19 protein-coding genes and 1 pseudogene are annotated in these 21,341 nt (G+C 57.5%); 4 read left to right on the forward strand and 16 right to left on the reverse strand.

Annotated elements, in window-relative coordinates:
* Positions 1 to 82: 82 nt before the first annotated feature.
* The 15 genes from rnhB to rpsB all read right to left on the reverse strand — a co-directional run bounded on the left by rnhB (position 83) and on the right by rpsB (position 14,714).
* Complete coding sequence (gene rnhB / locus ABH909_RS26685) at positions 83 to 724, reverse strand: ribonuclease HII (RefSeq protein ID WP_429438867.1); 642 nt, start codon at positions 722 to 724, stop codon at positions 83 to 85.
* Positions 724 to 1,851: a lipid-A-disaccharide synthase gene (lpxB, locus tag ABH909_RS26690; protein ID WP_007907162.1), complete on the reverse strand. Its 1,128-nt coding sequence runs from the start codon at positions 1,849 to 1,851 to the stop codon at positions 724 to 726. Before lpxB ends, rnhB begins: the two co-directional genes overlap by 1 nt.
* A 2-nt stretch (positions 1,852 to 1,853) precedes the next feature.
* A complete protein-coding gene (gene lpxA / locus ABH909_RS26695) occupies positions 1,854 to 2,630 on the reverse strand; it encodes an acyl-ACP--UDP-N-acetylglucosamine O-acyltransferase (RefSeq protein WP_008010226.1) in 777 nt (258 codons plus the stop codon).
* Positions 2,627 to 3,067, reverse strand: coding sequence for a 3-hydroxyacyl-ACP dehydratase FabZ (gene fabZ, locus ABH909_RS26700; RefSeq protein ID WP_007907157.1), 441 nt, complete (start codon positions 3,065 to 3,067; stop codon positions 2,627 to 2,629). The genes lpxA and fabZ overlap by 4 nt, the downstream gene beginning before the upstream one ends.
* Positions 3,068 to 3,175: 108 nt before the next feature.
* A complete protein-coding gene (lpxD, locus tag ABH909_RS26705) occupies positions 3,176 to 4,231 on the reverse strand; it encodes a UDP-3-O-(3-hydroxymyristoyl)glucosamine N-acyltransferase (protein WP_429438870.1) in 1,056 nt (351 codons plus the stop codon).
* 3 nt (positions 4,232 to 4,234) lie between these two features.
* Complete coding sequence (locus tag ABH909_RS26710; RefSeq protein ID WP_007907155.1) at positions 4,235 to 4,738, reverse strand: OmpH family outer membrane protein; 504 nt, start codon at positions 4,736 to 4,738, stop codon at positions 4,235 to 4,237.
* A 45-nt stretch (positions 4,739 to 4,783) separates the two neighbouring features.
* Positions 4,784 to 7,174: an outer membrane protein assembly factor BamA gene (bamA, locus tag ABH909_RS26715; protein WP_429438872.1), complete on the reverse strand. Its 2,391-nt coding sequence runs from the start codon at positions 7,172 to 7,174 to the stop codon at positions 4,784 to 4,786.
* A gap of 72 nt (positions 7,175 to 7,246) precedes the next feature.
* The gene (gene rseP, locus ABH909_RS26720; protein ID WP_429438874.1) at positions 7,247 to 8,599 is read right to left on the reverse strand and encodes a sigma E protease regulator RseP; all 1,353 of its coding nucleotides are present in this window, start codon (positions 8,597 to 8,599) and stop codon (positions 7,247 to 7,249) included.
* 52 nt (positions 8,600 to 8,651) lie between these two features.
* Positions 8,652 to 9,842, reverse strand: coding sequence for a 1-deoxy-D-xylulose-5-phosphate reductoisomerase (ispC, locus tag ABH909_RS26725; protein WP_429438876.1), 1,191 nt, complete (start codon positions 9,840 to 9,842; stop codon positions 8,652 to 8,654).
* On the reverse strand, positions 9,839 to 10,645 hold the full coding sequence (locus tag ABH909_RS26730) for a phosphatidate cytidylyltransferase (RefSeq protein ID WP_429438878.1): 807 nt from the start codon (positions 10,643 to 10,645) through the stop codon (positions 9,839 to 9,841). The genes ispC and ABH909_RS26730 overlap by 4 nt, the downstream gene beginning before the upstream one ends.
* Entirely contained in the window at positions 10,645 to 11,400 is a 756-nt protein-coding gene (gene uppS, locus ABH909_RS26735) for a polyprenyl diphosphate synthase (protein WP_007907977.1), read from the reverse strand. Before uppS ends, ABH909_RS26730 begins: the two co-directional genes overlap by 1 nt.
* 13 nt (positions 11,401 to 11,413) lie before the next feature.
* Entirely contained in the window at positions 11,414 to 11,971 is a 558-nt protein-coding gene (gene frr, locus ABH909_RS26740) for a ribosome recycling factor (RefSeq protein WP_095631672.1), read from the reverse strand.
* Positions 11,968 to 12,711, reverse strand: a complete 744-nt coding sequence (pyrH, locus tag ABH909_RS26745; protein WP_003172271.1) for a UMP kinase — start codon at positions 12,709 to 12,711, stop codon at positions 11,968 to 11,970. The genes frr and pyrH overlap by 4 nt, the downstream gene beginning before the upstream one ends.
* 209 nt (positions 12,712 to 12,920) lie before the next feature.
* Positions 12,921 to 13,784: a translation elongation factor Ts gene (gene tsf, locus ABH909_RS26750; RefSeq protein ID WP_429438882.1), complete on the reverse strand. Its 864-nt coding sequence runs from the start codon at positions 13,782 to 13,784 to the stop codon at positions 12,921 to 12,923.
* Between the two features lie 192 nt (positions 13,785 to 13,976).
* The gene (gene rpsB, locus ABH909_RS26755; RefSeq protein WP_007907989.1) at positions 13,977 to 14,714 is read right to left on the reverse strand and encodes a 30S ribosomal protein S2; all 738 of its coding nucleotides are present in this window, start codon (positions 14,712 to 14,714) and stop codon (positions 13,977 to 13,979) included.
* 373 nt (positions 14,715 to 15,087) lie between these two features.
* Here rpsB and map point away from each other — a divergent pair, with 373 nt between their 5' ends.
* The 4 genes from map (at position 15,088) to ABH909_RS26775 (ending at position 20,913) form a co-directional block, all read left to right on the forward strand.
* Positions 15,088 to 15,870 carry a type I methionyl aminopeptidase gene (gene map, locus ABH909_RS26760; protein WP_095631674.1) on the forward strand — a complete coding sequence of 261 codons (783 nt, stop codon included), beginning with the start codon at positions 15,088 to 15,090 and terminating at the stop codon, positions 15,868 to 15,870.
* Between the two features lie 45 nt (positions 15,871 to 15,915).
* Positions 15,916 to 18,618 carry a [protein-PII] uridylyltransferase gene (locus ABH909_RS26765; protein ID WP_429438884.1) on the forward strand — a complete coding sequence of 901 codons (2,703 nt, stop codon included), beginning with the start codon at positions 15,916 to 15,918 and terminating at the stop codon, positions 18,616 to 18,618.
* Positions 18,619 to 18,788: 170 nt separating this feature from the next.
* Positions 18,789 to 19,991: a succinyldiaminopimelate transaminase gene (gene dapC / locus ABH909_RS26770; protein WP_429438886.1), complete on the forward strand. Its 1,203-nt coding sequence runs from the start codon at positions 18,789 to 18,791 to the stop codon at positions 19,989 to 19,991.
* 166 nt (positions 19,992 to 20,157) lie between these two features.
* Positions 20,158 to 20,913 (forward strand): M12 family metallopeptidase, encoded by a 756-nt coding sequence (locus ABH909_RS26775; RefSeq protein ID WP_429438889.1) that lies wholly within the window; start codon positions 20,158 to 20,160, stop codon positions 20,911 to 20,913.
* 78 nt (positions 20,914 to 20,991) lie between these two features.
* Here the strand turns inward: ABH909_RS26775 and ABH909_RS26780 are convergent.
* Positions 20,992 to 21,310, reverse strand: a pseudogene (locus tag ABH909_RS26780) (Na+/H+ antiporter); the annotation flags it as partial.
* Positions 21,311 to 21,341 lie beyond the last annotated feature (31 nt).

The following is a 21,341-nucleotide window of genomic DNA, read 5'->3' on the forward strand; positions in this document are numbered from 1 at the left end:
AGTGATCCTGTCTAGAAACTAGAAACGTAAAGACAACAAGGCCCGGATTGTACCGGGCCTTGAGTAAAACATCAGCCTGCGACTAACTGCCCAACAGGTTTTCCAGCGCTTCGTAAGCCTCACGCACTGGCGCGAACGAACGGCGGTGGATCGGCGTGGGACCGAGACGCACCAACGCTTCCAGATGAACGGGCGTCGCGTAGCCTTTGTGGCTGCCAATCCCGTAACCCGGATAAATCAATTCGAACGCGGCCATTTCTCGATCACGGCTGACCTTGGCCAGAATCGATGCCGCAGCGATGGCCGGTACCTTGCCATCGCCCTGGATTACCGCTTCCGCTCGCATCGAGAGTTTCGGGCAACGGTTGCCGTCGATCATCGCCAGTTTCGGCTGAATGTGCAGCCCCTCGACCGCACGCTGCATGGCCAGCATGGTGGCGTGAAGAATATTCAGCTCGTCGATTTCTTCTACTTCAGCCCGAGCGACATACCAGCTCAGAGCTTTTTCGCAGATTTCGTCGTAAAGCGCTTCGCGACGGGCTTCGGTGAGCTTCTTCGAATCGTTGAGGCCCAGGATGGGGCGGCTCGGATCGAGGATCACTGCCGCCGTCACCACCGCACCGCACAGCGGGCCGCGACCGACTTCATCGACACCCGCCACTAGATCTACAAGTTCATCGACCAACATAAAATCCAGACCCAGCTGCTTACTCGCTTTGCTCATTATGCTCTGCCAATCAGGTTCAGTACCGCATCCGCAGCCTGATTGGAGGCATCCAAGCGCAGCGTTCGGTGGATTTCGTCAAAGCCTCGGGTCTGCTCCTGGCCACCTTCGATCAGTGGCGACAGGGTCTGGGCCAAGGCCTCAACCGTCGCATCGTCCTGCAACAACTCCGGCACCAGCAGGCGCTGGGCCAGCAGATTCGGCAACGAGACATAGGGACTCTTCACCATCCGTTTGAGAATCCAGAACGTCAGCGGTGCCAAGCGATAAGCGACCACCATCGGCCGCTTGTACAACAGTGCTTCCAGCGTAGCGGTGCCCGAAGCGATCAACACGGCATCGCAAGCCGCCAGGGCCAGATGGGATTTGCCATCGAGCAAAGTCAGTGGCAGATCACGACCAGCCAGCAGTTCTTCAAGCTGGGCCCGGCGCTGCGGGCTCGCGCAGGGCATGACGAACCGTACGCCCGGGCGCATGGCCCGCAAGCGCTGGGCAGTGTCGAGGAACAGCGCACCCAGGCGCCCGACTTCACCACCCCGGCTACCGGGCATCAGGGCGACTAGCGGCCCATCCGGCAAGCCAAGTTCGGCCCGCGCTGCGGCGCGATCAGCCTCAAGCGGTATCGCATCGGCCAGGGAATGACCGACAAACCGCACCGGCACACCCTTCTCTTCATAAAATTTAGCTTCGAACGGGAACAGCGTCAGCATCAGGTCGCATCCTTCGCGAATCTTCAGCACCCGCTTCTGCCGCCAGGCCCAGACCGACGGGCTGACGTAATGCACGGTCTTGATTCCGGCCTGACGCAGTTTGAGTTCGATATTGAGGTTGAAGTCCGGGGCATCGATACCGATGAAAACGTCCGGCTTCTCGGCGATCAGGTCTGCGACCAGTTTCTTGCGACGCGCCAAGAGTTCGCGCAGACGGCCCAGCACTTCCACCAGCCCCATGACAGAAAGGCGCTCCATCGGGAAATACGAGGTCAAGCCTTCAGCCTGCATCAGCGGACCGCCGACACCGATGAACTCGACTGCCGGATGCCGAGCCTTGAGCGCGCGCATGAGGCCCGCACCCAGAATGTCACCGGAAGCCTCTCCCGCCACCAGCGCAATACGCAAATTGGCCATGGTTAACGGGTGATGCCGCGGGTCGAAGACTGGATGGAGTCACGGAACACCGCGACTTCCGGGAACTGCAGCGAGGGTTCGGCCAGCTCAGCCAGCGCCTGCTCGACCGTCAGGCCCTGGCGGTAAACCACCTTATAGGCACGACGTAGCGCGTGGATCGCATCTTCGCTGAAACCGCGACGACGCAGGCCTTCGAAATTCATGCTGCGGGCTTCGGCAGGGTTGCCGAATACCGTGACGTAGGCGGGAACGTCCTTGCCAATGGCAGTGCCCATGCCGGAAAAACTGTGGGCACCAATGTGGCAATACTGGTGAACCAGGGTAAAACCGGACAGGATCGCCCAGTCTTCAACGTGCACATGGCCCGCCAACGCGGTGTTGTTGACCAGGATGCAGTGGTTGCCGATAACGCTGTCGTGACCGATGTGGGCATAGGCCATGATCAGGTTGTGATCACCCAGGGTCGTTTCCGAACGGTCCTGAATGGTCCCGCGATGAATCGTCACGCCTTCACGGATGACGTTGTGGTCACCGATGACCAGACGGGTTTCTTCGCCCTTGTATTTCAGATCGGGTGTGTCCTCGCCTACCGAAGAAAACTGGTAGATGCGGTTGTGCTTACCGATTCGGGTCGGGCCCTTGAGAATCACATGCGGCCCGATCACTGTCCCCTCGCCGATTTCCACACCTGCGCCGATGATCGACCAAGGGCCGACTTCGACGTCGTCGGCCAGAATGGCCGTCGGATCGATGATTGCGCGAGGGTCAATCAAACTCATAGTTTGCGTTCCGCGCAGATGATTTCAGCGGAGCAGACTGGCTTGCCATCGACCGAAGCCTGGCATTCGAACTTCCAGATCTGACGCTTGCAGCTCAGGAACTTGGCTTCCAGGATCAACTGATCACCTGGCAGCACGGGCTGACGGAAGCGCAGTTTGTCTGAGCCGACGAAGTAGTAAAGCGTGCCGTCGGCAGGCTTCACGTCGAGCATTTTGAAACCAAGGATCCCGGCAGCCTGAGCCATCGCTTCGATGATCAATACGCCCGGCATGATTGGATGCGCAGGGAAGTGACCATTGAAGAACGGTTCGTTGATGCTGACATTCTTGTAGGCGCGAATGCGCTTGCCTTCCACATCCAGATCCACGACCCGGTCCACCAGCAGGAACGGGTAACGGTGAGGCAGGTATTCGCGAATCTCGTTGATGTCCATCATTTCGGGGGGAAGCCTATGTAAAGATTGGGAGCGCGCGATTGACGCGCACTCCTCTAGCAAATCAAGGAGGCAGTCTAACGGCTGTGCACACTTGATATGGAAATGGTATCAGCCATCTGATGAAGCATTACCGTCAGGGGTCACGTCCCCTACACGCTTTTCCAGCTGTCGCAGTCGTCGCGCGATGTCATCGAGCTGACGGATACGGGCCGCGCTTTTGCGCCATTCGGCTGCCGGTTGCATCGCCGTACCGGAAGAATAGGAACCCGGCTCGGCAATCGAGTGGGTCACCATGGTCATCCCGGTCAGGAAAACGTTGTCGCAAATCTCGATATGGCCCACCAGCCCTACGCCACCGGCGAGCATGCAATGCTTGCCGATTTTGGTGCTGCCGGAGATCCCCACACAGGCGGCCATGGCAGTGTGATCACCGACCTGGACGTTGTGAGCGATCTGAATCTGGTTGTCGAGCTTCACACCATTGCCGATAACGGTATCGGCCAGTGCGCCGCGATCGATAGCGGTATTTACGCCTATTTCCACGTCATCGCCGATCGAGACTCCGCCAATCTGGGCTATTTTCTGCCAGACGCCTTTCTCGTTGGCAAAACCGAAGCCTTCACCGCCGAGCACGGCACCGGATTGAATCACCACCCGCTTGCCGATGCGCACATCGTGATACAGCGTGACACGCGGAGCCAACCAGCCGCCTTCGCCGATTTCGCAGCGCGCACCAATGAAGCAATGAGCCCCAACGGTCACACCTGCATCAATACGCGCAGCACTTTCGATCACCGCAAAAGCACCGATGCTCGCCGCCGGGTCGACCACCGCATCCGCCGCCACCACCGCTGTCGGATGAATACCGACAGACGCCTTGGGCTTGGGATCGAACAGGTGGGAAACGCGTGCGTAGGCCAGGTACGGATCAGGCACCACCAGCGCATCACCGGCAAAAGCCTCAGCGTCAGCGGCCTTCAGCAATACAGCAGCGGCCTGACTGTCAGCCAGGTATTTGCGGTATTGAGGATTTGCCAGAAAGCTCAACTGAGCTGGGCCAGCCTCTTGCAAAGTGGCTAGCCCAGTAATTGCTTTCTTCGGGTCGCCACGCAAGGTGGCGCCGAGGAACTCGGCCAACTGGCCGAGCTTTATAGTCGCTGTCATGGGTTACTTCAGCTGATTCATGCGCTCGATAACCTGGCGAGTGATGTCGTACTGAGGCTTGACATCAATCACTGCGCCACGCTCGAAGACCAGGTCAAAAGCACCTTTCTTGATGACTTCTTCCACAGCGCTGTCCAGTTTCGGCTTGAGCTGCTTCAGCATTTCACGGTCGGCAACGGCCTTGGCTTCGTTCAGTTCCTTGGACTGGAACTGGAAATCACGGGCCTTTTGCTTGAACTCGAGCTCCAGACGTTCACGCTCGCCTTGCTGCATCTTGTCGCCACCAGCCATCAGGCGATCCTGAATACCCTTGGCGCTGCTTTCCAGGCTTTTGAGCTTGGTCAGTTGCGGGCCGAACTTCTTCTCGGCGTCCACGGCGTATTTTTTCGCCGCATCGGATTCCAGCAAGGCCATCTGATAATTCAGTACGGCGATTTTCATATCGGCAAAAGCCGGTCCTGCAACCAGTACGGTCGCCAGGAGAACCAATTGAGTCAACTTACGCACGATGCACTCCTACAAAATCCATTGTCGTTATCTTGGGTCAGACGCTTAGAACGTCTGGCCGAGGGAGAATTGGAACACTTGAGTCTCAGCGTCATCCGGTTTCTTGATCGGCATGGCCAACGCGAAGCTCAAAGGACCCAGTGCGGTAACCCAGGTCACGCCGAGACCGACGGAGCTGGCCATATTGCTCAGACTGATGTCGTTGCATTCGGTTTGAGCGGTCGAACCGACATTGGCATTCGTCGTTTTGTCACACTTGGAGTCGAATACGTTACCCACATCCCAGAATACCGAAGTACGCAGGGAACGCTGATCCTTGACGAATGGCAGCGGGAACAGCACTTCGACACCACCCTGGATCAGAACGTTACCACCGAATGGCAGCGGATCCTGGTCCGGGTCGGCGACCGTACCGGCGTTACCCGTGACAGCCTGACCACGACTAGGTGTACTGCGCGGACCCAGTGTACTGTCCTTGAAACCACGAACCGAGTTGAAACCACCAGCATAGTAGTTCTCATAGAACGGCAAGCCATCAGTCGAACCGTAGCCATCGCCATAACCCAGTTCGGTATGAAGACGCACAGTGTAGTTTTCAGTAATTGGCTGGAACAACTGGCCACGGTAATCAAGCTTGAAGAACGACAGATCGCTACCCGGAGTGGTGGTTTCCAGCGTCAGGCTCTGGGAATGGCCACGGGTCGCCAATACGCCTTTGTTCAAAGTGGACTCGGACCAACCGGCCGAAGCCTTGAAGTTCAGGTAGCTATCACCTTCACGGTTAACGAAGTCGAAAATCTCGTCAACGGTGTATTGGCCGGTCTTGATATCGTCCTGCTGTGCCGATAGACCGAAGGTCAAACGCGAAGTCTCGCTGATCGGGTAGCCCACGTTCACGCCCGCACCCAGGCTATCTACCGCATAGCTGGTGAGGTCGGCGTCAAGCTCATCGTAGTCGGTAGTCCGATAGAAAGCGTTGTAACCCAGGCTCACACCGTCAGCAGTCCAGTACGGGTCGACATAACCGAAGTTATAGCGGCTCTGGTACTCACTGCGGGTCAAACCGACGCTGACCTTGTTACCGGTACCGAGGAAGTTGTTCTGGGTGATCGAACCACCGAGGATCAGACCTGCACTCTGGGCGAAACCGACGCTGGCGGTAATCGAACCGGATGCCTGTTCTTCAACGCTGTAGTTCACATCAACCTGGTCATCGACACCAGGCACGGCCGGCGTCTCGACGTTGACTTCCTTGAAGAAGCCCAGACGTTCCAGACGCGTCTTGGATTGATCGATCAGGTAAGTCGAAGCCCAACCGCCTTCCATCTGACGCATTTCACGGCGCAGCACTTCGTCTTCGGACTTGGTGTTGCCACGGAAGTTGATGCGGTTCACGTAAGCACGCTTGCCCGGATCGACAGCGAACGTGATGTCGACCGTATGGTCTTCATCATGGGGCTGAGGCACGCCGTTGACGTTGGCGAAGGTATAACCCTCGTTACCCAGACGACGGGTGATCAGTTCGGACGTAGTGGTCATCAGCTTGCGCGAGAACACCTGGCCTTTCTGGACCAGCAACAGGGACTTGACCTGGTCTTCAGGCACTTTCAGGTCGCCGCTGAGCTTGACGTCACGAACGGTGTACTTCTCGCCTTCGTTGACGTTGACGGTGATGTAGACGTGTTTCTTGTCCGGAGTAATGGACACCTGGGTCGAGGCGATATCCATATTGATATAGCCGCGGTCCAGATAGTAGGAGCGCAGACGCTCCAGGTCACCGGAGAGTTTTTCACGAGCGTACTTGTCATCGTTCTTGAAGAACGACAACCAGTTGCTGGTCTTGAGTTCGAACAGGTCGATGAGGTCTTCATCAGGGAAAACAGTGTTACCCACCACGTTGATGTGCTGGATAGCTGCAACGGTGCCTTCGTTGATGTTGACCTTCAGGCCCACGCGGTTACGCGGTTGTGGCACCACCTCGGTATCGACGGTAGCGGAGTAGCGGCCCTGAGCGACGTACTGACGCTGCAACTCGTTACGTACGCCTTCAAGGGTCGCGCGCTGGAAGATCTCGCCTTCAGCCAGACCGGATTGCTTGAGGCCCTTCATCAGGTCTTCAGTGGAGATCGCCTTGTTGCCTTCGATCTCGATACTGGCGACTGACGGACGCTCGACTACAGTAATGACGAGGACGTTGCCATCGCGCCCCAGCTGGATATCTTGAAAGAACCCGGTTTTGAACAACGCACGAGTGGATTCCACCAGGCGACGATCATCCGCCTGTTCGCCGACGTTCAACGGCAAGGCACCAAAGACGCTACCCGCGGAGACCCGCTGTAGGCCATTGACGCGAATATCAGAGATAGTGAAGGACTCGGCGTGAACTTCGGCGATCATCAATACGGTGAGAACCGCAGTTAGCAGCAGACGTTTCATGAAGTCCTTTCTTATTCCAACTGGCAATAAAAACTGCCGCAAAATGCGGCAGATTCGCAATTCAGCGAAGCGTTACAGTCGACCCAGATCATTGACCAGAGCAAGCAACATCACCCCGACCACCAAACTGATACCGATCTGTATCCCCCAACTTTGCACCCGATCCGACAAGGGGCGACCACGCGCCCACTCGATCAGATAAAACAACAAATGCCCCCCATCCAGTACAGGAATGGGCAACAAATTCAGAACCCCCAGGCTAATACTCAGATAAGCAAGGAAATTCAGGAAATCGGCGACGCCCGACTGGGCAGAAGCGCCCGCCACTTTAGCAATGGTTATCGGTCCACTCAAGTTTTTTACCGAGAGCTCACCGAACAACATTTTCTTGAGCGAATCGAGCGTCAGCACGCTCATGGTCCAAGTGCGTCGGGCACCTTCGCCAATCGCAGCCACCGGACCGTAACTGACTTCGCGAATCATCTCTGGTGGCCATTCGACCGCTTTCACCCCTGCACCCAGATAACCACTGGGCGACTTGCTCTCGCCACGAGCGGCCAATGTCACAGGGACGTCGATTTGAGCACCATCGCGCTCGACCCGCAGCATGATTTTGGTATCCGGATGCATACGCACGATATCGACGACTTGCTGCCAGTCGTCCAGCGCCTTGCCATCAAGGGCTAACAAGCGGTCACCGGCTTTCAGGCCGGCAGCCTTCGCCGGCCCTTTCGGATCAAATTCGGCCAGGACGGGTGGTAACGCCGGACGCCAAGGGCGAATGCCCAACGAGCGAATCGGATCTGGCTCCTCAGCCCCCTTGAGCCACTTGTCCAGCACCAGCTCACGGGGTGAGTCCACCGTTGAGCCCTGCTCACGTACCAGCAATTGAACGGCACCGCTCTCGCCCAGACGACGGATCAGTTGCAGATTCACCGCGGCCCAGCCGGAAGTTGGCTCGCCATCGACAGCCATGATTTCCTGGCCCGGGCTCAAACCTGCCTTGGAGGCAATACTGCCAGACTCGACCGCGCCGATAACCGGCCGCACCTGTTCGCTGCCCAGCATTGCCAATGCCCAGAAAAAAACCATTGCCAATAGAAAGTTGGCAATCGGGCCGGCCGCGACGATGGCGATGCGCTGACGGACGGATTTGCGATTGAAGGATTGATCGATCTGGTCGACCGGAACCTCGCCTTCACGCTCATCGAGCATCTTAACGTAGCCGCCCAACGGGATGGCGGCGATGACGAATTCAGTGCCTTTGCTGTCGTGCCAGCGCAGCAACGGCATGCCAAAGCCCACGGAGAAACGCAGCACTTTGACCCCACAGCGACGCGCGACCCAGAAATGGCCGAATTCGTGAAAGGTGACCAGCACACCCAGCGCTACCAGGGTGCCGACAATCATATAGAGCGCGCTCATGTACTTTCTCCGCAATCCTATCAGTGCTGCATGGGGCAACGTATTGCAGCACTTATCGCCCGTGACGGCTCAACCATTGCCCGGCCAGTACCCGTGCTTTCGCATCAGCCGTAAACACTGCCTCGAGATCATCCACTGCAACCACAGGCTCGAGGTTCAATACTTCCTCGATAATACTCGCGATTTCCAGGTAGCGAACCCGCCCGTCGAGAAAGGCCGCCACCGCCACTTCATTCGCGGCATTGAGCATGGCCGGCGCGCTATTGCCAGCTTCGGCGGCTTGACGCGCAAGGCGAAGGCACGGAAAACGCTCCTCATCGGGCGCCTGGAAATCCAGGCGAGCGATGGCAAACAGGTCCAGCGGCGCAACACCCGAGTCGATTCGTTCCGGCCAGGCCAAGGCATTGGCGATCGGCGTGCGCATGTCCGGATTGCCTAACTGCGCCAATACCGAACCATCGATATAGTCGACCAGCGAATGAATCACGCTCTGGGGATGAATCACCACTTCGACCTGGGACGGCGTGGCATCGAACAACCAGCAGGCCTCGATCAGCTCGAGCCCTTTGTTCATCATGCTGGCCGAATCCACCGAAATTTTGCGCCCCATGGACCAATTCGGGTGGGCACATGCTTGCTCGGGGGTAACATGCTCCAGTTCGGCCATGGGCGTCTGCCGGAACGGGCCACCAGAGGCTGTCAGTAAAATCCGACGCACCCCGACCGCGCCAAGCCCACGAGCGAAATCCTGTGGCATGCACTGGAAAATCGCATTGTGTTCACTGTCGATCGGCAGCAGCACTGAACCGCTTTTGCGCACAGCCTGCATGAACAGCGCACCGGACATCACCAGCGCTTCTTTATTAGCCAGAAGAATCTTCTTGCCAGCCTCGACCGCCGCCAGGGTCGGACGCAAGCCCGCCGCACCGACAATGGCCGCCATGACCGCATCGACTTGCGGATCGGAGGCGACCTGACACAAACCCTCCTCCCCTACCAGAACCCGGGTCGACAGACCGGCCGCGCGCAAATCATCCTGCAAGCGTTGGGCAGCGCCAGATTCCGGCACGACGGCAAAGCGCGGCACATGACGCACACACAGCGCCAGCAGCTCACTCAAACGAGTAAAACCGCTCAAGGCGAAAGCCTGATAACGCTCGGGATGACGGGCAATGACGTCGAGGGTGCTCAGACCAATCGAACCGGTCGCTCCCAGCACGGTAATCTGTTGTGGGCGGCTCACGGTGCCGCCATCCACAGCAACACGGCGAATACCGGAATCGCTGCCGTCAGGCTATCGATGCGGTCCAGCACGCCGCCGTGGCCGGGCAGCAGATTACTGCTGTCCTTGATCCCCGATTGGCGCTTGAACATGCTTTCGGTGAGGTCGCCGACCACCGAAATGAACACGATGACTGCGGCACCGAACAGCCCCATCAGCATCTGCGCGAAACTCCAGTCCCGCACAAAACCGACGATGGCGGTAATCACCAGACTCACCAGCAAGCCGCCGTACACGCCTTCCCAGCTCTTGCCAGGGCTGACTTGTGGCGCCAGCTTGCGTTTGCCGAAGGCCCGACCGGAAAAGTACGCACCGATATCGGCCCCCCAGACCAGCACCATCACCGCCATGATCAGCCAGTTACCCAAGGGCTGCTGCTTGATCAGCACCAGGCCTTGCCACGCCGGTAACAGAATCAACAAACCGATCACCAGCTTGCAGGCAGCACTGGCCCAATGTTGACTGGACTGTGGATAGGTCAATACCAGGTACGTGGCCATGCCCCACCAGAGCACCGCAGCCCCCAACACCCAAGGCGCGAGCCCCGGCAGGATGTACATGAAAAACAGCATCGACGCGACCACAGCGGCATAGGCAAGGCGAATTGACTGAGCAGCGAAACCTGCCAACCGCGCCCATTCCCACGCCCCAAGCGTCACCACCAGCCCGATGAACAGCGCAAAACCGGACCCTTCGAGCAGGAAAAACCCGCCCAAGGCAATCGGCAGCAGAATCAGTGCCGTGATGATTCGTTGTTTAAGCATTAAACCCGGGCTCCAGCCTCGACCTGCTCGCTCGTTTTACCGAAGCGACGCTGGCGAGAAGCGAAATCGGCTAGCGCATTGCGCATGGCGTCGTGTTTGAAGTCCGGCCAGAACAGGTCGGAGAAGTACAACTCGGCGTAAGCCAGCTGCCACAGCAGGAAATTGCTGATGCGATGCTCGCCACCGGTACGGATGCACAAGTCTGGCAACGGCAGATCACCGGTCGCCAGGCAGGTTTGCAACAGCTCGGGGGTAATGTCCTCCGGACGCAGATGCCCGGCCTGAACTTCTCGAGCCAGACGCTGCGCGGCTTGCGCGATATCCCACTGACCGCCGTAGTTGGCAGCGATCTGCAGGACAAAGCGGTTGGCGCCGACAGTCATCGCCTCGGCTTCGCGCATGGCGGCCTGAAGTTCCGGGTGAAAGCGTGAGCGATCGCCAATGATGCGCAAACTGATGTTGTTGTCGTTGAGGCGCTTGGCCTCGCGACGCAACGCCTTGAAGAACAAATCCATCAAGGCACTGACTTCATCGGCCGGGCGCTGCCAGTTCTCGCTGGAGAACGCGAACAGGGTCAATACTTCGACCCCGGCCTCGGCACACACTTCGATCACCGCACGCACCGCATCCACGCCCGCTTTATGGCCGGCGACACCGGGCATAAAGCGTTTTTTCGCCCAGCGATTGTTACCATCCATGATGATCGCGACATGGCGCGGCACCGCGGACGGCGCAGTCTGCTTTGTCTTATCCATTAAAACGCGACCCTTATACGGCCATCAGGTCTTTTTCTTTCTGCGCCAAATTCGCGTCGATTTCAGCCACGTACTTTTTGGTCAGATCATCAATTTCGCCAGCAGCGCGACGTTCTTCGTCTTCGCTGATTTCCTTTTCCTTGACCAGATCCTTGAGTTGGCTGTTCGCATCACGACGGATGTTGCGCACCGCAACACGGGCATCTTCGGCGACATCGCGAGCCTGCTTGGTGAAGCCCTTGCGGGTTTCTTCGGTCAGGGCCGGCATGGAGATCAGCAGCAACTCACCGAGGTTGGTCGGATTGAGGTTCAGACCTGCACTACCGATGGCCTTGTCGACAGCACCCAGCATGTTGCGCTCAAAGGCAACCACTTGCAGGGTACGGGCGTCTTTAACGGTGATGTTCGCCACTTGCTTGATCGGCGTGTCGGCGCCGTAGTACGGAACCATCACACCTTCAAGAATGCTCGGGTGCGCCTGGCCCGTACGAATACGACCGAAGTTGTGCATCAGCGACTCGACGGATTTTTTCATGCGCTCTTGAGCGTCTTTCTTGATTTCGTTGATCATTGTTGGCCTTCCTCGATCAGGGTCCCTTCAGCGCCGCCATGTACGATGTTCAGCAGGGCGCCGGGCTTGTTCATGTTAAATACGCGCAACGGCATCTTGTGGTCGCGGCACAGGCAAATGGCCGTCAGATCCATCACGCCCAGCTTGCGATCCAGTACTTCATCATAAGTCAGATGATCGAACTTCTCGGCATGCGGGTCTTTGAATGGATCAGCCGTGTAAACGCCATCGACCTTGGTTGCCTTGAGCACGACGTCAGCGTCGATTTCGATTGCACGCAAGCAGGCTGCCGAATCCGTGGTGAAGAACGGATTACCGGTACCGGCCGCGAAAATCACGACTTCCTTGGCGTTCAGGTGACGCATGGCTTTGCGGCGATCGTAGTGATCGGTCACGCCAACCATGGAAATGGCGGACATCACGATGGCCGAGATATTGGCACGTTCCAGCGCATCGCGCATCGCCAGGGCGTTCATCACAGTAGCCAGCATGCCCATGTGGTCGCCAGTGACCCGATCCATGCCCGCCGCGCTGAGCGCCGCGCCGCGGAACAGGTTGCCGCCACCGATCACCAGACCGACCTGAACACCGATGCCGACCAGTTGGCCAACTTCCAGCGCCATGCGATCCAGAACTTTCGGATCGATCCCGAACTCTTCCGAGCCCATCAGGGCCTCGCCGCTAAGCTTGAGTAGAATGCGTTTATAGCGAGCCTGATAACCACTGCCCTGCTGAGCCATTGCGAATCTCTCCTGCGGCGTATTTTAAAAATTCTTTGCGGGCTGTTTGCAGCCAGCGTTCACTCTAGCTTGACGCTATCACAGCGCCATCGGAACACGGCTTTGTAAGCCAGTTCCGACGAGAAGCCAAATAAATTGGCATCCCCATCTGAAAAGAGGCTGCGCGCGTGAGCGGGCAGCCTCTTCAGGGCGACAGTTAAAAAACTGTCTTATTGCTTGGCAGCAGCCAGTTGGGCAGCCACTTCTTCAGCGAAGTTGTCGACCGGCTTCTCGATGCCTTCGCCCACTTTGAAGTAGGTGAAGGAAACGATTTCAGCGCCGGCTTTCTTGGCCAGTTCGCCGACCTTGACTTCAGGGTTCTTGACGAACGCCTGCTCAACCAGGCTGGCTTCGGCCAGGAACTTGCTGATACGGCCTTTGACCATGTTTTCAACGATGTTTTCCGGCTTGCCGGCGATCTTGTCAGCGTTGAGAGTCAGGAATACGCCCTTCTCACGCTCAATCGCTTCAGCGGAAACTTCCGACGGCAGCAGGAATTCAGGGTTGGTCGCCGCTACGTGCATAGCGATGTCCTTGGCCAGCTCAACGGTGCCGCCCTTGAGAACGACTGCAACACCGATCTTGTTGCCGTGCAGGTAACCACCAACAACGTCACCTTCAACCCGTGCCAGACGACGGATGTTGACGTTTTCGCCAACCTTGCCGACCAGTACCAGGCGATCAGCTTCTTGAGCTTCGATCAGCGGAGCAACGTCAGTCAGCTTGTCAGCGAACGCTTTTTCAACGCTTGCAGTAACAAATGCCTTGAAGTCGTCCTGCAGAGCCAGGAAGTCGGTCTGCGAGTTCACTTCCAGCAGAACGGCGGATTTGCCGTCTTCCTTCAGAGCGATAGCGCCTTCAGCCGCTACGTTGCCGGCTTTCTTGGCAGCCTTGATGGCGCCCGAAGCACGCATGTCATCAATGGCTTTTTCGATGTCGCCGCCAGCCTTGGTCAAGGCCTTTTTGCAGTCCATCATGCCTTCGCCGGTACGCTCGCGCAGTTCTTTGACCAACGCTGCAGTAATCTCTGCCATTTTCAAATTCCTCTTGGATAGGTTTTCAACCATTCCACCCGATCGAACGGGCGTTCAATTCTTCCCGAACCACCCTTGTTAGCCGCTGCACGTTACAAATGCTGTAGCTGCGCTGCTCACAAATGGTTTTCGAGGTGGCAAAAAGGGGGCCAAGCCCCCTTTTTGCTTACTGAGTCAACGCCAGGGCGTCAATTACTCAGCTGCAGCTGCCGGAGCTTCTTCAACGAACTGCTCGGTACCACCAGCAACGTGGTTGCGACCGCGGATTACAGCGTCAGCCATCGAACCCATGTACAGCTGGATAGCGCGGATTGCGTCATCGTTGCCTGGGATGATGTAGTCAACGCCTTCCGGGCTGCTGTTGGTATCGACTACGCCGATAACCGGGATGCCCAGCTTGTTGGCTTCGGTGATCGCGATGCGCTCGTGATCAACGTCGATAACGAACAGAGCGTCTGGCAGACCGCCCATGTCCTTGATACCACCCAGGGAACGATCCAGCTTCTCAAGATCGCGAGTGCGCATCAGCGCTTCTTTCTTGGTCAGCTTGGCGAAAGTACCGTCTTCGGCTTGCACTTCAAGGTCACGCAGACGCTTGATGGAAGCACGGATGGTTTTGAAGTTGGTCAGCATGCCGCCCAACCAGCGGTGATCGACGTACGGCGAACCGCAACGTGCTGCTTCTTCAGCAACGATCTTGCCAGCGGAACGCTTGGTGCCGACGAACAGGATCTTGTTTTTGCCCTGGGCCAGACGCTCTACGAAAGTCAGAGCTTCGTTGAACATTGGCAGGGTTTTTTCAAGGTTGATAATGTGGATCTTGTTACGCGCGCCGAAAATGTACTTACCCATTTTCGGGTTCCAGTAACGGGTCTGGTGACCGAAGTGCACACCGGCCTTCAGCATATCGCGCATGTTGACTTGGGACATGATAGTTCCTTAATAAGTCGGGTTTGGCCTCCACGTATCCCAATGACCAACCAGCAGCATCAGCTGAAGGCACCCAGGTCATCGTGTCGACACGTGTGTGGATTTAAGCTTTTCAGGGTATCCCCGGAAAGCGGCGCATTTTATACCACAAGGCAGAAAAAAACGGAACCCGGATTCCGAAAACCTGAGGAATGCTTTTGGCCCCGGCCTTGGAATCTCCCCAGAATGCGCCATCCTATAGAGAGAAGCGATGCACAGAGGCTCAGATTTGCGCTGATCGTCTGGTAGAATCGCGTTTTTCAGGGCTGCGAAGATCGCTCACGCAATGCCCATTTCGTTTTAGAAGGCGCCATCGAGCGCAGAGAGAGCCTGTATGACCGTCACCCTCAAAACCCCAGAGGACATCGCAAAAATGCGGATCGCCGGCAAATTGGCCGCCGATGTGCTGGAAATGATTGCCGATTATGTCAAACCGGGTGTCACCACCGAAGAACTGGACCGCATCTGCCATGACTATATCGTCAATGAGCAGAAAGCCATCCCTGCCCCGCTCAACTACAAGGGCTTCCCGAAGTCGATCTGCACCTCGATCAACCATGTCGTCTGCCATGGCATCCCGAACGAGAAACCGTTGAAGGATGGCGACACGCTGAACATCGACGTCACCGTGATCAAGGACGGTTACCACGGCGACACCAGTCGTATGTTCCATGTCGGTACCGTGCCGGTCTGGGCCGAGCGCCTGTCCCAGGTGACTCAGGAATGTATGTACAAAGCCATCGAACTGGTCAAACCGGGCTGCCGCCTGGGCGATATCGGTGAAGTGATCCAGAAGCATGCCGAAAAGAATGGCTTCTCGGTGGTTCGCGAGTTCTGCGGCCACGGTATCGGCAAGGTGTTCCACGAAGAACCACAAATCCTGCACTACGGCCGCGCCGGCACCGGCATGGAACTGAAAGCCGGCATGACCTTCACCATCGAGCCGATGATCAACCAGGGCAAGGCCGACACCAAAGTGCTGGGTGACGGCTGGACCGCTATCACCAAGGATCGCAAGCTGTCGGCGCAGTGGGAACACACTTTGCTGGTGACCGAAACCGGTTACGAGATCTTCACCCTGCGCAGCGACGACACCATCGCGCGGGTTTCGGCTTGATCGCGCCCGCTCCGTTCCCAGCCTTATAGAAAGGAAAGCCAATCGATGCCGCAGGTGGATCCCGAACTCTTCGACCGCGGCCAGTTCCAGGCTGAACTGGCCCTGAAGGCAAGCCCTATTGCTGCTTTCAAGAAGGCGATCCGTCAGGCCCGCGAGGTGCTTGACGAGCGGTTCCGCAGTGGCCGGGACATTCGCAGGCTGATCGAAGATCGCGCCTGGTTTGTCGACAACATCCTTCAACAAGCCTGGGAACAGTTCAACTGGAGCGAAGACGCCGATATCGCCCTGGTGGCGGTCGGCGGCTATGGTCGCGGCGAGTTGCACCCCTATTCCGACATCGATCTGCTGATTTTGCTGGACAGCGCCGATCACGAAATCTTTCGGGATTCCATCGAGCGCTTTCTGACGTTGTTGTGGGACATTGGTCTGGAAGTCGGCCAGAGCGTTCGTTCGGTGGACGAATGCGCCGTCGAGGCCCGTGCAGACCTGACGGTCGTCACCAATCTGATGGAAAGCCGCACCATTTGCGGCCCCGAACGTCTGCGCCAGCGCATGCTGGACGTCACCAGCACCGAGCACATGTGGCCCAGCAAGGAATTCTTCCTGGCCAAACGCGCCGAGCAGAAAGCCCGCCACCACAAGTACAACGACACCGAATACAACCTGGAACCCAACGTCAAAGGCTCGCCCGGTGGCCTTCGGGATATTCAGACGATTCTCTGGGTCGCCCGACGTCAATACGGCACCCTGAACCTGCGGGCCTTGGCGGGCGAAGGTTTCCTGGTGGAGAGCGAGAACGCCCTGTTGGCCTCGTCTCAGGAGTTTCTGTGGAAGGTACGTTACGCCCTGCACATGCTCGCCGGCCGCTCCGAAGACCGCCTGCTGTTCGACCACCAGCGTTCCATCGCCGGGCTATTGGGGTTCGAAGGCAACGACGCCAAGCAAGCTATCGAAAACTTCATGCAGCAGTATTATCGGGTAGTCATGAGCATTGCCCAGCTCAGCGACCTGATTATCCAGCACTTTGAAGAAGTGATCCTGGCCCCCGAAGACGAAGCACCGCCACAGCCGATCAACTCGCGGTTCCAGCTGCACGACGGCTACATCGAGGCGCGTAGCGACAACGTGTTCCGCCGTACGCCATTCGCCATGCTCGAGATCTTTGTGCTGATGGCCCAGCAACCGGAAATCAAAGGTGTACGCGCCGATACCATCCGTCTGCTGCGCGAGAATCGCCATCTGATCGATGACGACTTCCGTAACGATATTCGTAATACCAGCCTGTTCATCGAGCTGTTCAAGTGCAAAATCGGCATCCACCGCAATCTGCGGCGGATGAACCGTTACGGCATCCTTGGGCGCTATCTGCCGGAGTTCGGCTTCATTGTCGGGCAGATGCAGCATGACCTGTTTCACATTTATACGGTCGACGCGCACACCCTGAACCTGATCAAGCACTTGCGTAAGTTGCAGTACACCCAGGTGTCGGAAAAATTCCCGTTGGCCAGCAAGCTCATGGCCAAACTGCCCAAACCCGAACTGATTTACCTGGCCGGTCTTTATCACGACATCGGCAAGGGCCGGCATGGTGATCACTCGGAAATCGGCGCGGTGGATGCCGAAGCCTTTTGCCAGCGCCACCAGTTGCCGATCTGGGACAGCCGCCTGATCGTGTGGCTGGTGCAGAACCATCTGGTGATGTCGACCACGGCCCAGCGCAAAGACCTGTCCGACCCGCACGTGATCCACGATTTCGCGCAGACCGTCGGCGATGAAACCCGCCTCGATTATCTGTACGTGCTGACCGTTGCCGACATCAACGCAACCAACCCGACGCTGTGGAACTCCTGGCGCGCAAGCCTGTTGCGCCAGCTCTACACCGAGACCAAGCGCGCCTTGCGTCGTGGCCTGGAAAACCCGGTGGATCGCGAAGAGCAGATCCGCCAGACCCAGAGCGCGGCACTGGACATTCTCGTACGCGGCGGCAACGATCCGGACGATGTCGAACAGCTCTGGGCACAATTGGGCGATGACTACTTCCTGCGTCACACCGCCGGCGATGTGGCCTGGCACACTGACGCGATTCTGCAGCAGCCGGCCGACGGCGGCCCGCTGGTGCTGATAAAAGAAACCACCCAGCGCGAGTTCGAGGGCGGCACGCAGATTTTCATTTATGCACCGGACCAGCACGACTTCTTCGCCGTGACCGTGGCGGCAATGGATCAGCTCAACCTGAACATTCACGACGCCCGGGTCATCACCTCCAGCAGCCAGTTCACCCTCGACACCTATATCGTGCTCGACACCGATGGCGACTCGATCGGCGATAATCCGGCGCGGGTCAAGCAGATCCGCGAAGGCCTGACCGAAGCCCTGCGCAACCCGGACAACTACCCGACCATCATCCAGCGTCGGGTGCCGCGCCAGCTCAAGCATTTCGCGTTTGCGCCACAGGTGACGATCCACAACGATGCCCAGCGTCCAGTGACCGTGTTGGAGCTCAGTGCACCCGACCGTCCCGGATTGCTGGCGCGGATCGGCACGATCTTCCTGGAATTCGACTTGTCACTGCAGAACGCCAAAATCGCCACCTTGGGCGAGCGCGTGGAAGACGTGTTTTTCATCACCGACGCAAACAATCAGCCGCTGTCCGACCCGTTGCTGTGCAGCCGTTTGCAGGATGCCATCGTCAAACAGCTGAGCGTCAGCCAGGAACCCGATATCAAACTGTCGCGCATCAGTATCTGAATTAATAACTTCCCCCCTGTGGGAGCGCCTGTGGCGAGGGGGCTTGCCCCCGTTTGAGTGCGTAGCACTCACAAGATCTTTGGTATATCAGAGAATTTGGGGCTACTTCACAGCCCAACGGGGGCAAGCCCCCTCGCCACAAGCTCGCTCCCACATTGAACGAGGCCCCCATGAACAACGCTCTGAACCAGTTGCAGCCCTACCCGTTCGAAAAGCTCCGCGCCCTGCTCGGCAGCGTTACGCCCAACCCGCAAAAGCGCGCCATCGCACTGTCCATCGGCGAACCGAAACACCGCTCGCCAGCTTTTGTCGCCGAAGCGTTGGCAAGCAATCTGGATCAGATGGCCGTGTACCCGACCACCCTCGGCATTCCGGCCCTGCGTGAAGCCATTGCCGCCTGGTGCGAACGTCGCTTCAGCGTCCCGAACGGCTGGCTCGACCCGGCGCGCAATGTGCTGCCGGTCAACGGCACGCGCGAAGCGTTGTTCGCGTTCACCCAGACCGTGGTCAACCGTGGTGACGACGCGTTGGTGGTCAGCCCGAATCCGTTCTATCAAATCTACGAAGGCGCGGCATTCCTCGCGGGCGCCAAGCCGCATTACCTGCCGTGCCTGGATGAAAACGGCTTCAACCCGGATTTCGACGCCGTTTCGCCGGACATCTGGAAACGCTGCCAGATTCTGTTCCTGTGCTCGCCAGGCAACCCGACCGGCGCGCTGATTCCAGTCGACACGCTGAAGAAGCTGATCGCCCTCGCCGACGAATACGACTTCGTGATCGCCGCCGACGAGTGCTACAGCGAACTGTATTTCGATGAGCAAACCCCACCGGCCGGCCTGCTCAGCGCATGCGTGGAGCTGGGTCGCAAGGACTTCAAGCGTTGCGTGGTGTTTCACAGCCTGTCCAAGCGCTCCAACTTGCCAGGCCTGCGTTCGGGCTTCGTGGCCGGTGATGCCGACATTCTCAAAGGCTTTTTGCTGTATCGCACCTACCACGGCTGCGCGATGCCGGTTCAGACCCAACTGGCCAGCGTTGCCGCATGGAATGACGAAGTGCATGTACGCGCCAACCGTGCGCTGTACCGCGAGAAGTATGACGCGGTGCTGGAGATTCTCGGCCCGGTCATGGATGTACAGCGGCCCGATGGCGGTTTCTACTTGTGGCCGAATGTTGAAGGGGATGACGAGGCGTTCTGCCGTGATCTGTTTGTTGAAGAACATGTGACCGTGGTGCCGGGCTCTTATCTGTCACGTGAAGTCGACGGCTTCAATCCGGGTGCGGGACGCGTGCGTATGGCACTTGTGGCTCCGCTGGCGGAATGCGTTGAAGCCGCCAAGCGGATTCGCGATTTCATAGTCACTCGCAGTAAGTAGTTGTTATTGCACCTGCACCGTGCAATGCGGTGCAGGGCATTTAACCTCCAACTTAAAACCCCATCACACATAACTACTGTAACAACTGGAACAACCACATAACCGGACAGTCGCACGGCATTTAAATACTTTAAAAGTCCATTTAATCATTGGACACCTATAAAACATGAGCACACTTACCTATTGCAAGAGCTTTGCATCTACGAATCTTCTCGACTCTTATAACGCCGCAATCAGCGAGCGCTCCAGCAATGTCACGCCTGACAGCGGGGGTAGGAAAAAGCGTGGCGTCGGTGAGCACACCAGATTCTGGACCCCTGGAAGAACTCTGAAAGTCCTGATTTTCAAATACAACGAGCATTCATTCGAGGCTGTGAAAAATGGTGCGATAAAATGGTCACCTTACATCAATCTAAATTTCGAGTTCCTGGAAATGGACGAAGAGGACATCTATAACTCAGAGGAATTCCTGGGCGATATCCGGGTTAATTTTCAGCCATTGCTCAAAAACAGCGGAAGCTCAAGAATCGGCACAGACGCACTCACAGGCCACCCTCACGACGCATCAATGCATCTGGGTACCTACTTTTCCTCGCCGGGCTACGAGGGGATGGTCACCCATGAGTTTGGCCACGCGCTAGGCCTGCAGCACGAGCACCAACATCCCGATGCCGGGATCCCCTGGGATCGTGAAAAAACATACGACTATTATGCAAGGACTGGCGGTTTATCCAGGCAGGAAGTTGACGCCAACGTCTTCCCCTTTGATCGTATTCCAGGTCAAACCTATACACCCTACGACCGACAGTCAGTCATGCACTATGACGTGCTTGATGAACTCACCCTCGGCGACCGGCAACTAACTGCAAGTTGGAGCATCAGCGAAGGTGACATCGCGTTTATTAAAAAAGCTTATCCATAAACCCTGGCCCCTGAACTCAACAAATAAGGATATTTTATTCAGGTACAACTAGTAGCCAGGTAAGTTTTTGCTGCTCGCCTACTTAATCGCCCCCAAGTTGGCCTCACTCAAATCCAGTTCACCCAACACTTCCCGCAACACGTCATCGCCAATCTGGTGATGACGTGTTGCGGCTGTACAACTCCAGGCGCTGCGCCCGCAGCGCCTTCAAGCGCAGACGCCGCTCCAGCAAGTCCATCTGAAACGCCAGCGCCTGGGCCTCCGCCGAATCGTTGAACACCTCCAGTTGATGCCGATACTCGGACATGATCCGTGCCTTCAGCTCTGCCGCCAGCGAAGCCTGGGCGGCGTCCTGCGGGTTGACCTCCTCGGTTTCGAGCGCATGAATGGCCGCCTCGAAGTGACATGTTGGCCACTTAGACTGCGGG

It is taken from the genome of Pseudomonas sp. BS3782 TE3695, assembly GCF_050435305.1.
Lineage (GTDB): Bacteria > Pseudomonadota > Gammaproteobacteria > Pseudomonadales > Pseudomonadaceae > Aquipseudomonas.